The organism is Achromobacter sp. (assembly GCF_049647645.1).
GTDB lineage: Bacteria > Pseudomonadota > Gammaproteobacteria > Burkholderiales > Burkholderiaceae_B > Achromobacter.
This window is the reverse complement of sequence record NZ_JBARYB010000244.1, coordinates 1-12,835: the sequence shown is the minus strand read 5'-3', so window position 1 is coordinate 12,835 and position 12,835 is coordinate 1. Positions and strand designations below refer to the sequence as shown.

12 protein-coding genes and 1 pseudogene are annotated in these 12,835 nt (G+C 67.7%); 4 read left to right on the top strand and 9 right to left on the bottom strand.

The window, feature by feature from the left end; translation table 11 throughout:
* Together WBB14_RS28320 and WBB14_RS28315 are read right to left on the bottom strand one after the other, a co-directional pair.
* Window positions 1-251, bottom strand: a pseudogene (locus WBB14_RS28320) (Zn-dependent hydrolase); the annotation flags it as partial.
* Between the two features lie 103 nt (window positions 252-354).
* The gene (locus WBB14_RS28315) at window positions 355-1,149 is read right to left on the bottom strand and encodes an enoyl-CoA hydratase/isomerase family protein (protein WP_424242696.1); all 795 of its coding nucleotides are present in this window, start codon (window positions 1,147-1,149) and stop codon (window positions 355-357) included.
* 136 nt (window positions 1,150-1,285) lie between these two features.
* On the opposite strand from WBB14_RS28315, the gene WBB14_RS28310 reads away from it, so the two are divergent.
* Window positions 1,286-2,197, top strand: coding sequence for an SDR family oxidoreductase (locus tag WBB14_RS28310; protein WP_424242695.1), 912 nt, complete (start codon window positions 1,286-1,288; stop codon window positions 2,195-2,197).
* Here the strand turns inward: WBB14_RS28310 and WBB14_RS28305 are convergent.
* On the bottom strand, window positions 2,161-2,886 hold the full coding sequence (locus WBB14_RS28305; RefSeq protein WP_424242694.1) for a TetR/AcrR family transcriptional regulator: 726 nt from the start codon (window positions 2,884-2,886) through the stop codon (window positions 2,161-2,163). The two genes, WBB14_RS28310 and WBB14_RS28305, sit on opposite strands and share 37 nt — an antisense overlap.
* Window positions 2,887-3,009: 123 nt before the next feature.
* Here WBB14_RS28305 and WBB14_RS28300 point away from each other — a divergent pair, with 123 nt between their 5' ends.
* The 3 genes from WBB14_RS28300 (at window position 3,010) to WBB14_RS28290 (ending at window position 7,355) form a co-directional block, all read left to right on the top strand.
* The gene (locus WBB14_RS28300; protein ID WP_424242693.1) at window positions 3,010-4,632 is read left to right on the top strand and encodes an acyl-CoA synthetase; all 1,623 of its coding nucleotides are present in this window, start codon (window positions 3,010-3,012) and stop codon (window positions 4,630-4,632) included.
* Window positions 4,633-4,777: 145 nt separating this feature from the next.
* Window positions 4,778-6,634 (top strand): phosphoenolpyruvate carboxykinase (GTP), encoded by a 1,857-nt coding sequence (locus WBB14_RS28295; RefSeq protein ID WP_424242692.1) that lies wholly within the window; start codon window positions 4,778-4,780, stop codon window positions 6,632-6,634.
* 91 nt (window positions 6,635-6,725) lie between these two features.
* A complete protein-coding gene (locus WBB14_RS28290; RefSeq protein WP_424242691.1) occupies window positions 6,726-7,355 on the top strand; it encodes a class I SAM-dependent methyltransferase in 630 nt (209 codons plus the stop codon).
* A 48-nt stretch (window positions 7,356-7,403) separates the two neighbouring features.
* Here the strand turns inward: WBB14_RS28290 and WBB14_RS28285 are convergent, their stop codons facing one another.
* The 6 genes from WBB14_RS28285 to WBB14_RS28260 all read right to left on the bottom strand — a co-directional run bounded on the left by WBB14_RS28285 (window position 7,404) and on the right by WBB14_RS28260 (window position 12,628).
* On the bottom strand, window positions 7,404-7,901 hold the full coding sequence (locus WBB14_RS28285; RefSeq protein WP_424242690.1) for an ureidoglycolate lyase: 498 nt from the start codon (window positions 7,899-7,901) through the stop codon (window positions 7,404-7,406).
* Entirely contained in the window at window positions 7,901-8,635 is a 735-nt protein-coding gene (locus WBB14_RS28280) for an ABC transporter ATP-binding protein (RefSeq protein WP_424242689.1), read from the bottom strand. The genes WBB14_RS28285 and WBB14_RS28280 overlap by 1 nt, the downstream gene beginning before the upstream one ends.
* Window positions 8,628-9,365, bottom strand: a complete 738-nt coding sequence (locus WBB14_RS28275; protein ID WP_424242688.1) for an ABC transporter ATP-binding protein — start codon at window positions 9,363-9,365, stop codon at window positions 8,628-8,630. The genes WBB14_RS28280 and WBB14_RS28275 overlap by 8 nt, the downstream gene beginning before the upstream one ends.
* Window positions 9,365-10,345 (bottom strand): branched-chain amino acid ABC transporter permease, encoded by a 981-nt coding sequence (locus WBB14_RS28270; protein WP_424242687.1) that lies wholly within the window; start codon window positions 10,343-10,345, stop codon window positions 9,365-9,367. The genes WBB14_RS28275 and WBB14_RS28270 overlap by 1 nt, the downstream gene beginning before the upstream one ends.
* A gap of 2 nt (window positions 10,346-10,347) precedes the next feature.
* On the bottom strand, window positions 10,348-11,238 hold the full coding sequence (locus WBB14_RS28265; RefSeq protein ID WP_424242686.1) for a branched-chain amino acid ABC transporter permease: 891 nt from the start codon (window positions 11,236-11,238) through the stop codon (window positions 10,348-10,350).
* A 181-nt stretch (window positions 11,239-11,419) separates the two neighbouring features.
* A complete protein-coding gene (locus WBB14_RS28260; RefSeq protein ID WP_424242685.1) occupies window positions 11,420-12,628 on the bottom strand; it encodes an ABC transporter substrate-binding protein in 1,209 nt (402 codons plus the stop codon).
* Window positions 12,629-12,835 lie beyond the last annotated feature (207 nt).

The following is a 12,835-nucleotide window of genomic DNA, read 5'->3' as shown; positions in this document are numbered from 1 at the left end:
GTGATGGGCTTGCGCGCCGGATCGCGTCCGGCCAGCGTGCCGACCAGGTTGCCGCCGGCGTCCAGGCGGGTCGAGAGGCCGGCGGCGTCGAACTCGCTGCGCAGCCAGGCGCGGGCCTCATCGAACAGCGGCGAGAACGCGCGGCGCGTCCAGGGGACGTCAGGCAGGGTGAATCGGGAGAGGGTTTCGACGCGGGCCCAGAGGCGCTCGGCGTTCAGGGGAGGGAATGCGGGGGGTGTGGCTTGCGGCATGGTGCTTCCTGGAGATCCGCCAGCGATTATGGCACGCAGTCTTGCCGGCGCTGCGGCGCGGTTCCCGCAAGTCCGCAAGCCCCGGCCGCTACCCGTGCCTTTGCTACGAGGTCTGTCGCCAGGACGGCTCGCGCTTTTCCAGGAAGGCGCTGACGCCTTCGCGCGCTTCGTCCGTGCTGCGCACGGCCGCGATGCGTTCCACCGTGTCGGCGATGAGCGCGGCGTCGATGTCCTGGCCGGCGAAGTCGCGCACCAGCCGCTTGCTGGCCTGCACCGCGCCGGGACCGTTGTCGCAAAGGGCGAGGCACAGCGCCTCGGCGCGTTGCGGCAGCTCGGCCAGGGGCGCGATGTCGTGCACCAGGCCCAGCCGGAACGCGGTCGCCGCGTCGAAGCGTTCGGCGGTCAGGAAGTAGCGGTTGGCCGCGCGCTCGCCCATGGCGCGCAGCACGTAGGGGCTGATGGTGGCGGGCAGCAGTCCCAGCCGCGTTTCCGACAGGCAGAAGTGCGCGCTGTCGGCGGCGATGGCGATGTCGCATGCTGCCACCAGGCCCATGCCGCCGGCATAGGCGTCACCGTTGACGCAAGCCACCACCGGCTTGGGGCAGGACCAGATCGCGTGCAGCATGCGCGCCAGCTTGGCGGCGTCGGCGCGGTTTTCGGCGTCGGTCAGCGTGGCCATCTTGCGCATCCAGTTCAGGTCTCCGCCGGCGCAGAAGGCCTTGCCCGCGCCGGTCAGCAGCAGCACGCGCACGGCGGGATCGTCCACCGCCGCCTGCACGGCGTGGGTCAGGGCGGCGATCAGGGTGTCGTCGAACGCGTTGCGCATCTCGGGGCGGTTCAGCGTCAGCCGGGCGATGGGGCCGTCATGGGCGATGTCCAGCGGGGCGGGCGTGGTCATTCCTGGTCTCCAGTTTTCTTGATTCAGGCTCAACAAAGCAACGGGACTAGCGCTCGATTCTAGGTTGAAAATTCCTTCCTGACGATCGAATCGGGATAAATATTGAGTTATCCTCAAAAAAATAATGGAGCGAGACATGAGCCAGAACGCAGGCGGCGCGGCCGCCGGCCAGCGCTACGCGTCGGTATTCCGGCCGGGCCTCTACGAGGGCAAGACCATCCTAGTGACGGGCGGCGGCAGCGGCCTGGGCCGCTGCACCGCGCACGAGCTGGCGTCTCTTGGCGCCGGCCTGGCGCTGGTGGGGCGCAAGCCGGAAAAGCTGCAGGCGGCGCAGGACGAGATTTACCGGATCTATCCGGAGGCCGCCGGCCGCATCAGCCTGCACGCCTGCGACATCCGCGACGAAGCCGGCGTGCGCGGCGCGGTGGCCGAGGCGCTGGCGCGGCACGGCGCCATCGACGGCCTGTTCAATTGCGCGGGCGGGCAGTTCCCCGCGCCGCTGGACCGCATCAGCTACAACGGCTGGAACGCCGTGGTGCAGAACAATCTGCATGGCACCTTCCTGATGGCGCGCGAGGTCTATACCCAGCACATGCGCCAGCACGGCGGCGCCATCGTCAATATGTTGGCGGACATCTGGGGCGGCATGCCGGGCATGGGGCATTCGGGCGCGGCGCGCGCCGGCGTCTGGAACCTGACCGAAACCGCCGCCTGCGAATGGGCCCATGCCGGCGTGCGGGTCAACGCAGTGGCGCCGGGCTGGATCGCCTCCAGCGGCATGGACAGCTACGACGAGGACTACCGCGCCGTGCTGCGCGACTTGCGGACCAAGGTGCCATTGCAGCGCTTCGGCACCGAGGCCGAACTGGCGGCAGCCGTGGTGTTCCTGCTGTCGCCGGCCGCGGCCTTCATCAACGGCAGCGTCATCCGGGTGGACGGCGGCGTGCCCAACGCCCGCCATTCCTGGACCCTGGCGCCCGCCGAGCGGGGCGAGGCCTACAACGGCTTTCCTCAGTACGAGCCGCCGTCCTTGTTCTCCGACGACTGAAGCCGATGCAGGGCATCCCGTACCTCGCCCCGGAACTGCGCCAACGCCAGCGCGTCCTGCGCGGGCGGCTGCAGCGCTTGCCACAGAAAGCCGACCAGTTGGTCGGCCGTGGCGGCCACATCCACGCGCGCGCCGCGCAGGATGGCGTCCCACAGCACGTGCTCCATCGGCCCGTACACCGTCGAACGCAGCAGCCGCAGCGGCATGTCGCGGCGGATGTCACCGTCGGCCTGGCCCTGGGCCAGGATGCGCATCAGCGGCGCGGTGTAGCGGCGCTGCAATTGCGCATAGACCTCGCCGAAGTCGTCGTTGCGCGCGCGTCCCTCGGACAGGATGAAGGCGCACAGGCCGGTGCCTTCGGCCAGCAGGTGGCGCAGGTGCGCATGCACCAGGTAATGCAGCTGGGCCCGCGCGCCATGCACATGGGGCAGGCTGTCCTCGACCTTGGCGATGATTTCGTCGTACCAATCGCTGATCACCCGCACGCAGAGTTCGCGCTTGCCGCCGAAATAGGTGAACACCGTGGCTTCGGACACGCCCAGGCGCTGCGCGATCTCGGTGGTGGTGGCGGCCTGGAAGCCGGCTTCGGAAAAGACCTGGCGGGCGACGCGCAGGATGTCGCGGATGCGCTGTTCGGATTTGGCGCTGGCCGGCGGGCGGCGCATCGGGACGGTGGCGGCTTTTTCCATGCGATGGGGAAGGGGCTGCGGGTGGGCGGGGCTTATTATTGAGCCAGGGTCAAGTTTGAGGCAAGACGTTACATCGCCGGCGGCTGGCGCCGGCGCGTTCGACAACAACATCAGAGACAAACCATGCTGTCCAGAGCCGATTCCTACACGCAGCTTGCGTCCCAGTTCCAATGGCAGGTGCCGGCGGCCTACAACATCGGCGTCGACGCCTGCGACAAATGGGCCGACGGCAGCGGCCGCCTGGCGCTGATCTACGAAAAGAGCGACGGCGCGCAATCGCGCTACAGCTTCGATCAGATCAAGGCGCTGTCCAACCGCCTGGCGCACAGCCTGGAGCGCCATGGCGTCAAGCGCGGCGACCGCGTCGCCGTCTACCTGCCGCAGGCGCCCGAAACGGCGGTAACCCATATCGCCGTCTACAAGATGGGCGCGGTGGCGGTGCCGCTGTTCACGTTGTTCGGGGTGGACGCGATCCAGTACCGGCTGGCCAACAGCGGCGCGGCCGCGCTGGTGACCGACGCCGAAGGCTGCCGCAAGCTGCGCGAAATCCGCGCCAGCCTGCCGGACCTGAAGGTGGTCTATTGCATCGACCAGGACTGCCCGGACGACGCGCTGCCGTTCCATGCCGCGCTGGCGGCCGAGTCCGACGAATACACGCCGGTGGCGACGGCGGCCGACGATCCGGCCGTCATCATCTATACGTCGGGCACCACCGGCAAGCCCAAGGGCGCGCTGCATGCGCACCGGGTGCTGCTGGGCCATCTGCCAGGCGTGGAGATGTCGCACGAGTTCTTCCCCGAGAACGCCGTACTGATGTGGACGCCGGCCGACTGGGCCTGGATCGGCGGCCTGCTGGACGTGCTGTTGCCGGCCTGGCACCACGGCGTGCCGGTGCTGGCGCGCCGCTTCGAGAAATTCGACGGCGCCAGCGCCTTCGAGCTGATGGCGCGCCACGGCGTGACCCACACCTTCCTGCCGCCCACCGCGCTGAAGATGATGCGCGGCGCCGAGCTGCCCGCCGGAGCCGGCGCGCTGGCGCTGCGTTCGGTCGCCAGCGGCGGCGAGTCGCTGGGGGCGGAACTCATAGACTGGGGCCGGCGCGTGCTGGGCGTGACCATCAACGAGTTCTACGGCCAGACCGAATGCAACATGCTGGTGTCGTCCTGCTCGTCGCTGTTCGACCCCAGCATCGGCGCCATCGGCCGCGCGGCGCCGGGCCACCGCGTCGCTATTGTGGATGACCGGGGCGTCGAAGTGGCCGATGGACAGGAGGGCAATATCGGCGTACTGCGGCCGGACCCGGTCATGTTCCTGGGCTACTGGAACAACCCCGAGGCCACCGCCGAGAAGTTCGCCGGCGACTACCTGTTGACCGGCGACCAGGGCGTGCGCGACGCCGAGGGCTTCATCCGCTTCGTCGGCCGCAACGACGACGTCATCACCAGCGCCGGCTACCGCATCGGTCCCGGCCCGATCGAGGACTGCCTGATCGGCCATCCCGCCGTGCGGATGGCGGCGGTGGTGGGCGTGCCCGACGCCCAGCGCACCGAGATCGTGATGGCCTATGTGGTGCTGAACGACGGCTATGAGGGCAACGACGCGCTGGTAAAGGACCTGCAGGCCCATGTGCGCAAGCGCCTGGCGGCCCACGAGTATCCGCGCGCGATCCGTTTTGTAACCAGTTTGCCGACCACCGCCACCGGCAAGATCATCCGCCGCGAGTTGCGCGACGGCCGCTATGCCTGACCCGTCTCAACCGGTGACAATGTCGTCCAAGAGGATGGGTTGACGGGCAACCAGCCGCTGCAAGTATGATGGCGCAAATTGCTACGGCCCCATGTCATTTGGGGCCGTATCACCATTAGCCTTACTAGTATGGAGATAAACCCCGATGAATAAGCCTTTGGATGGGGGATTGGCAGCCTTGAACGTGCCTGCCTATGTGAAGCACCGCGGCCTGATCGACTGGGTCGCCAGCTTTGTCGCCCTGGCCAAGCCGGACCAGGTCGTGTGGTGCGACGGATCCCAGGAAGAATATGACCGGCTGTGCGAACAGATGGTCCAAGCGGGCACCATGCGCAGGCTGAACCCCGCCAAGCGGCCTAATTCCTTCCTGGCGTGCTCGGATCCTTCCGACGTCGCCCGTGTGGAGGACCGCACCTTTATTTGTTCCGACCGCGCCGAAGACGCCGGCCCGACCAACAACTGGGCCGAGCCCGCCGCCATGCGCGAGACGCTCAACGGCCTGTTCGACGGCGCCATGCGCGGCCGCACGCTGTACGTGGTGCCGTTCTCGATGGGCCCGCTGGGTTCGGACATCGCCCACATCGGCGTGGAACTGTCCGACAGCCCCTACGTGGCCGTGAACATGCGCATCATGACGCGCATGGGCAAGCAGGTCTACGACGTGCTGGGCGCCGATGGCGACTTCGTGCCCTGTGTGCATTCCGTGGGCAAGCCCCTGGCCGCAGGCGAGGCCGACGTGGCCTGGCCTTGCAACCCCACCAAGTACATCGTCCATTTCCCCAAGACCCGCGAGATCTGGAGCTTCGGCTCGGGCTACGGCGGCAACGCGCTGCTGGGCAAGAAGTGCTTCGCGCTGCGTATCGCGTCCACCATGGGCCGCGACCAGGGCTGGCTGGCCGAACACATGCTGATCCTGGGCGTGACCTCGCCCAAGGGCCGCAAATACCACGTGGCCGCGGCATTCCCGTCGGCCTGCGGCAAGACCAACTTCGCCATGCTGATCCCGCCGCAAGGCATGGACGGCTGGAAGGTCACCACCATTGGCGACGACATCGCCTGGATCAAGCCGGGCAAGGACGGCCGCCTGCACGCCATCAACCCGGAAGCCGGCTATTTCGGCGTGGCCCCGGGCACCAGCGAGCAGACCAACTTCAACGCCATGGCCACGCTCAAGGCCAACGTCATCTTCACCAACGTGGCGCTCACCGATGACGGCGACGTCTGGTGGGAAGGCATGACGGACACGCCGCCGGCGCACCTGATCGACTGGCAGGGCCAGGACTGGACACCCGCCATCGCGCGTGAAACCGGCCGCAAGGCCGCGCACCCGAACGCGCGCTTCACTGCGCCGGCCGCGCAATGCCCGTCCATCGACCCCGAATGGGAAAACCCCGAAGGCGTGGTCATCGATGCCTTCATCTTCGGCGGCCGCCGCTCCACCACCGTGCCGCTGGTCACCGAAGCCCGCAACTGGGTCGAAGGCGTCTACATGGCTGCCACCATGGGTTCGGAAACCACCGCTGCGGCCGCCGGCCAGCAGGGCGTGGTGCGCCGCGATCCCTTCGCCATGCTGCCGTTCTGCGGCTACAACATGAGCGACTACTTCAGCCACTGGCTGAAGCTGGGCAAGCAGCTGGAAGCCGCCGGCGCCACCTTGCCGCGCATCTATTGCGTCAACTGGTTCCGCAAGGGTCCGGACGGCAAGTTCGTCTGGCCCGGCTTCGGCGACAACATGCGCGTGCTGCGCTGGATGCTGGGCCGCATCGACGGCCAGTCCAAGGGCGTGGACCAGGTGTTCGGCATTTCGCCCAGCTACCAGGACATCGACTGGACCGGCCTGGAGTTCAGCCCGGACAAGTTCGAGCAGGTCATGTCGGTGGATGCCGCCGCCTGGCGCGACGAACTGGCGCTGCATGACGAGCTGTTCGCCCAATTGGCGCAGGGCCTGCCCGAGGATCTGCCGGCCGCCAAGGCCAAGATCGAAGGGCGGCTGGCGGCCTGAAGCCCGGCGACGTGTTTTAAAGGTGTCAGGCGCCGGCGCCCGCCGGGGCCTGACACCTCATGGGAAGCCGCTTTTGCGGCACAATCACCCCATGAAACTCGACGCCGAAGACCTCGCCAAAATCAGTTCCCTGACCGTCGCGCATTATCAAGAGAACGCGGAATCGTTCGAAGCCGGCACCCGGGACCACGATGTCAGCCAGAACATCGCGGCGCTGCTGCGCCACATCGAAGGCGATCCTCCCTACGACATCCTGGATTTCGGCTGCGGGCCGGGGCGCGACCTGAAAACGTTCGCGGCCCTGGGTCACCGCGCGGTGGGCCTGGACGGCACGCCGCGCTTCGTCGAGATGGCGCGGCAGGCGACCGGCTGCGAGGTCTGGCAGCAGGATTTCCTGTGCCTGGCGCTGCCGCCCGGCCGCTTCGACGGCATATTCGCCAATGCTGCCTTGTTCCACGTGCCTGGCCAGGAGTTGCCGCAGGTGCTGCAAGCCTTGCACGGCGCGCTCAAGCCGCGCGGCGTGCTGTTCAGCTCCAACCCGCGCGGCGGCAACCAGGAAGGCTGGAATCGCGGACGCTACGGCGCCTACCATGACCTGGAAGGCTGGAGCGCCCTGATGGCGGCGGCGGGCTTCGAGGAACTTGAACACTATTACCGGCCGCAGGGCCTGCCGCGCGAGCAGCAGCCCTGGCTGGCCAGCGTCTGGCGGCGGGCGGGCTAGCGGCCGGCCGATACTGAGGGGGACCGCGGACAGCGCCTGGCCTGGGGCTCAAGCGGCCTGGATCGTCCAGGGCGCGTCCGGCAGATCCACCACCTCGCAATCCACAATCGGGCCGGCGCGTTCCAGCACGGCGAATTCGCCGTCGGCCAGCGCCAGCAGCGGGTGATGCCAGACATCCCGGCGCAGCGTGATGCCCACGCCCGCGCCAGCAATGAAGGCGCGCAAGGTGGCCGGATCCGGCGCGTCCGCGCCCAGCGCCACCAGCACCACATACGGCGTGCCCGCCAGGGGCAGGAAGGTCTGGCTGCCCAAGCGGTGGCGTTCCAGCATGCGCGCGGCAAAGGGCAGGGCGATTGCCTGCGCACGGAATACCGAGAGCGACGGCCGGCCGTCCGCGTCCAGGATGTCGGGTTGGCCCATTTCCACCCGCAGCGAGGTGCCGGCGTTGATGGAACGGCCGGCGCGGTCCGCGCTGCTGACGACCTCGCCATAGGGCGCGAAGGCCGCAGCGGTGAGGGGCTGCGCGATCAGGGGCCGGGCGGCCATCAGAAGTTGATCCCCAGCCATTCGCGCACCTGCTCGTGCAGGTCGCCGGCGAAATCCTCGGGCGAACCCGAGGCGGTGATTTCGCCCAGGCTCAGCACGTAGATGTGGTTGGACATGGCCACCACCCGGCGCACGTTGTGGTCCACCAGCAGGATGCCCATGCCGGCGTCGGCAAAGGCCCGGATCCACTGGAACACTTCGGCCGCCACACGAGGCGCCAGCCCGATGCTGGGCTCGTCGATCAGGCAGACTTGCGGCTGCACCATATAGGCCTTGGCGAACTCCAGCGACTTTTGCTGGCCGCCGGACAGGTTGCCGGCCTGATCCTTGAGCTTTTCCTTCAGCACCGGAAAGCGCTCCAGCGTTTCCGCGAAGCGCGGCTCCAGCACGTCGCCGTAGCGCTTGCGCCGGCCTTCCAGCGGCAGGCGCAGGTTCTCCTCCACCGTCAGGTAGGGGAACAGGCTGGATTCCTGCGGGATGTACCAAAGTCCGTCATCGATCATGCGGTGCGGTGGCTGGCCCGAGATATCGCGCCCGGCGCGGGTGACGCGGCCGGACTTCGGCCGCAGGAAGCCGCAGATGGCTTTCATCAGCGTGGACTTGCCCGCGCCGTTCAGGCCGATCAGGCCGCTGATGCGGCCGGCCTGGACCGTGAGCGAGACGTTGCGCAGCACGTCGATGTCGCCCATGTAGCCCGCGGTCACGCCTTCCATGGCCAGCAGCGTGTCAGGCATGGTCCTGCTCCTCTTGTCCCTGTTCGCCCAGATAGGCTTCGATCACCGCGGGCTCGCGCAGCACCTGTTGCGTGGGGCCATCGGCCAGCACGCGGCCGGCGTTCATGCACACCGAACGCGGGCACAGGTCCACCACCACCGGCATGTCATGGCTGACCAGGATGAAGGTCTGGCCGCTCTGGCTGCGGCGGCGGATGAATTCCGACATGGTTTCCTTCATGACCGGGTGTACCGCGGCGAAAGGTTCGTCCAGCAGCGCGATGCGCGGCGGCACCATGAAGCAGGCGCCGAACTCCAGCAGCTTTTTCTGCCCGCCCGACAGCTGGCCGGCATCCAGCTGCATGACGTGCATCAGTTTGAGTTCTTCCAGCAGCTCCAGCGCGCGCCGGTTGGCGGCCGCCTCGTCCAGGCCCAGGGCCAGCCCGCACACGATCAGGTTGTCGTAGGCGCTGACCCGGTTGAAGACCCGGGTCATCTGGAACATGCGCAGCACGCCCAGACGCGTCAGTTGAGTGGGGTTCAGGCCCATCACGCTGCGGCCGTCCAGGCGTACCTGGCCGGCATCCGCCGCCAGGTGGCCGGACAGCACGTTGAGCAGGGTGGTCTTGCCGGAACCGTTGGGGCCGATCAGCCCCAGCAGTTCGCCGTCGGCGACGTCCATGCCCGCGCCGTTCACGGCCAGCAGCCCGCCGAAGCGCTTCTGTATTCCGGAAATCTGCAGCAGTGCCATCAGGCCCCCTTGGCGCTGGCGCGGGCGTCGGCGGAGCGGCGCAGGGCGGCGCGGCGCGCCAGGCCCCACAGCCCTTCGCGGAAGAAGCGCGCAAAGATGATGACCAGCAGCGCGAACACGATCATCTGGATGTTGCCCGCGTCGCGCAGCAGTTCCGACGCGACATACACCAGCACCGCGCCCAGCAGCGGCCCGACCAGCGTGCCCATGCCGCCGATCACGACCATGGCGATCACCATGCCGGTCTGCGTCACGATGCCGAGTTCCGGGCTGACCAGTTGCGCGAAGGTGCCGTACAGGCCGCCGGCGAAGCCGCAGATGGCGCAGCTGACCAGGAAGGCCAGCGTCTTGTAGCGCACCACGTCGATGCCGCGGCTGGCCGCGCCGATCTCGTCGTCGCGGATGGCCTGCAGGAAGCGCCCCGGACGCGCCCGCAGCAGCAGGAAGATCAGCAGCGTCACCGCCGCCAGCGCGGCCAGGAACAGGTAGTAGTTGCCCACCCGGCTTTCCAGCAGGGCGGGCACGTGCAGCCCCTGGTCACCGCGGGTGAAGTCGATGGAGTTGTAGATCACCAGGCGCACGATCTCGGCAAAGGACAGCGTGGTCAGCGCCAGGTAAGGGCCCGACAGCCGCAGCACGATGCGGCCCAGCACCAGGCCGACCAGTCCCGGCACCACTGCCGACAGCGGCAGGCCGAGCCACAGCGGCACCTTCCAGTGATAGGCCAGGAGGCCCGTGGTGTAGCCGCCCAGCATGGCGAAGGCGGCCGGCGCCAGCGAGAACTGGCCGGCGTAGCCCGCCAGCAGGTTCCAACCGCAGGCCAGCATGGCGAAGTACATGCTGACGATCAGCACGCCCAGCCAGTAGGGCGAGGACACGCCCAGCGGCAGTAGCGCCAGCACCGCCAGGAACAGCAGCGACAGCCGCATTTCCTGGCTCAGCTTGTTGCGCAGCAGATTGGGATGGGCCAGCGGTTCCATGTTCAGACCTCCCGCGCGCGTTCGCCGAACAGGCCCTTGGGCCGGAACAGCAGGATCAGGATCAGCAGCGCCAGCCCGAAGGTGTCGCGGTAGTCATAGGACAGGTAGACCGCGCCGAAGCTCTCCAGCACGCCCAGCGCCAGCGCCGCCACGATGCTGCCGGGAATCGAGCCCATGCCGCCGATCACCACGATCACATAGGACTTGATGGCCGGGAACGCGCCCACGTCCGGAGCCGGGTTGATCACCGGCGCCAGCAGCGCGCCGGCCAGCGCCGCCAACACGCCGGACGCCATGAAGATGATGCTGCTGGCGCGCGCCGTATCGATGCCGGCGATGGAAGCGCCCAGCCGGTTCTGCGCCACCGCCTGCACCTGGCGGCCCCACAGCGAACGCTTGATGAAGAGCGCCAACCCGATCAGCAGCACGATGGACAGGCCCGCGGTGATCAGCTTCTGGCCGCTCATCATGAAAGGGCCGACGGCCATGCGCGTCACGTCCGACAGCGACGGGCCGCGCATGGGGTAGGGGCCCACCACCTTGTCCACCAGGTTGATCAGCAGCAGCGACAGGCCGAAAGTGACGACCACCGCGTACTCGTCCTTCATCAACCCCCATGAGCCGTAGCCCGCGTACAGCGGGCGCATCAGCCAGCGTTCCGTGGCCCAGCCCAGCAGCGCGCCGGCCGCGGCCGCAATGGGCAGCGCCAGCCAGGGCGGCACGCCCAGGGCCAGCGACACCAGGGTGTAGGTGTAGGCGCCTATCATGTAGAACTCGCCATGGGCGAAGTTCACGACCTTCAGGATGCCGAAGATCATGGTCAGGCCGACCGCCATCAGCGCGTAGTACAGGCCGATGATCAGGCCGTTGACGAACAGGTCCAATGCCAGCACTCGATTCTCCCTGGCGCCGGGGGCGTGCCCCGGCGCGCATTGCGGTCCCGATGGCGAGGCGGTCCGGCCGCTTGGCCGTCGCGCCACCTCCTTTTTGGGGAACCAGCCTGAGGCACTGCGTGGGCGCAATGTTGCCGCCGGCGGCCTCAAGGCAAAAGCGCTCCCCCTTGGAGGGGCACAATCACTTCGCTGGCTTGACCAGCTTGTCGACCTGTAGCGGCTGGCCGGTGGCCTGGATCAGCGTGGTCTTGCTCAGCGGCTGGTCCACCTCGGTCAGCTGGTAGGTGACGTAGGGGATATCGACCCATTGCTGGTAGGTGTAGCCCGGCTGCTGCGAGAAGCCGAACTTGCCGCGCACGCCTTCGAACTGCATGCCTTGCAGCGCCTTGATGATGGCGGCGCTGTCGGTGGACTTGGCCTCTTCGATCGCGCGGGCGATCAGCAGCACCGAGTCCGCGGCCTGGAAGATGAGGCGGTTGGGTTCGGTCTTGGCCTGCTTCTGGTAAGTCGCGGCCACGTCCATGCCGATCTGCGGCATGGGCATCTGCGGGTGGTACAGGCCGAAGGCCAGCATGTACTTGCCGGCTTCCTTCACGTTCTTCCAGAAGTCGGGATAGTCGGCAATGCCGGCGCCGTCGTAGAACCAGGTCTTGGCGCTGGGCGCCACGCCCTGTTCGTACAGCTGGTTCATCAGGATGTAGGCAGCCGGCGGCAACATGATGTTGACCACCAGGTCGGGCGGACTGGCGCGCAGCGGCAGCACGGCGGGCGTGAAGTCCTTGCCGGCGCGGTCCAGCGCGATGTACTTGTACTGCGTCTGCGGCGCGGCCTTCTTGAGGAATTCGCCCAGCAGCTTGGCCTGGCCAATGCCGTAGTCTGTGTTCTCGGCGAAGGCGACCACGTTCTTGACCTTGAGCGCGGCAATGGTGTCGGCCATGGCGCTGGAGACGCGGGTGTTGTAGTTGGCCGGATTGAAGACTTCCGGATAGCCCTTGGCGCGCACGTCGTCGGACCAGCAATTGGTGTTGACGTAGGGCACCTTGTAGCGGTGCGCGACTTCGATCTCGGCCAGGCAGACCGAGCTCTGGTGGCCGCCCGTCACCGCCACGACCTTGTCGCGCGAGATCAGTTTTTCGGCCGCTGCGCGGCCCTTTTCCGGGATGCCCTGGTTGTCTTCGTAGATGATCTTCAGCGGCCGGCCCAGCACGCCGCCCTTGTCGTTGATCATCTTGGCGATGATTTCCACGCCGTCCTTCACCTGGGTGCCTTGCACCACCGAGCCGGGCGGGGATTGCGCGATGCTCACGCCGATGACGACAGGATCGGCGCCATGGGCGGCAGAGGCGAGAACGACCGCGGATACGGCTGCGGCGAGGCGGAGCAGTTTCATCGTGGTTTCCTTTTGGAAAGGAGGTACGGCGATGCCGCCGTTCGCGCGGGCGAACGGTGTCGGCGGGCGGGAACTCTGCCTGTTTTTTAATCCTGTAGTACCGGTCTGACCAGTTAGGGCTTACCAGCAGTCGGGCTTGTCGGCATGGCCGGCGCCAGCGGTGGCGCTGGCCATGCCGCGGCGTCAGGCCGCCAGCAGATTTTCCAC

Excerpts from the sequence above, each read along its gene's own strand:
- WBB14_RS28260 (WP_424242685.1), bottom strand. The coding sequence starts at position 12,628 with ATGAAACTGCTCCGCCTCGCCGCAGCCGTATCCGCGGTCGTTCTCGCC.
- WBB14_RS28285 (WP_424242690.1), bottom strand. The coding sequence starts at position 7,901 with ATGGCCGCCCGGCCCCTGATCGCGCAGCCCCTCACCGCTGCGGCCTTC.
- WBB14_RS28290 (WP_424242691.1), top strand. The coding sequence starts at position 6,726 with ATGAAACTCGACGCCGAAGACCTCGCCAAAATCAGTTCCCTGACCGTC.
- WBB14_RS28300 (WP_424242693.1), top strand. The coding sequence starts at position 3,010 with ATGCTGTCCAGAGCCGATTCCTACACGCAGCTTGCGTCCCAGTTCCAA.
- WBB14_RS28315 (WP_424242696.1), bottom strand. The coding sequence starts at position 1,149 with ATGACCACGCCCGCCCCGCTGGACATCGCCCATGACGGCCCCATCGCC.
- WBB14_RS28310 (WP_424242695.1), top strand. The coding sequence starts at position 1,286 with ATGAGCCAGAACGCAGGCGGCGCGGCCGCCGGCCAGCGCTACGCGTCG.
- WBB14_RS28275 (WP_424242688.1), bottom strand. The coding sequence starts at position 9,365 with ATGGCACTGCTGCAGATTTCCGGAATACAGAAGCGCTTCGGCGGGCTG.
- WBB14_RS28305 (WP_424242694.1), bottom strand. The coding sequence starts at position 2,886 with ATGGAAAAAGCCGCCACCGTCCCGATGCGCCGCCCGCCGGCCAGCGCC.
- WBB14_RS28270 (WP_424242687.1), bottom strand. The coding sequence starts at position 10,345 with ATGGAACCGCTGGCCCATCCCAATCTGCTGCGCAACAAGCTGAGCCAG.
- WBB14_RS28280 (WP_424242689.1), bottom strand. The coding sequence starts at position 8,635 with ATGCCTGACACGCTGCTGGCCATGGAAGGCGTGACCGCGGGCTACATG.
- WBB14_RS28295 (WP_424242692.1), top strand. The coding sequence starts at position 4,778 with ATGAATAAGCCTTTGGATGGGGGATTGGCAGCCTTGAACGTGCCTGCC.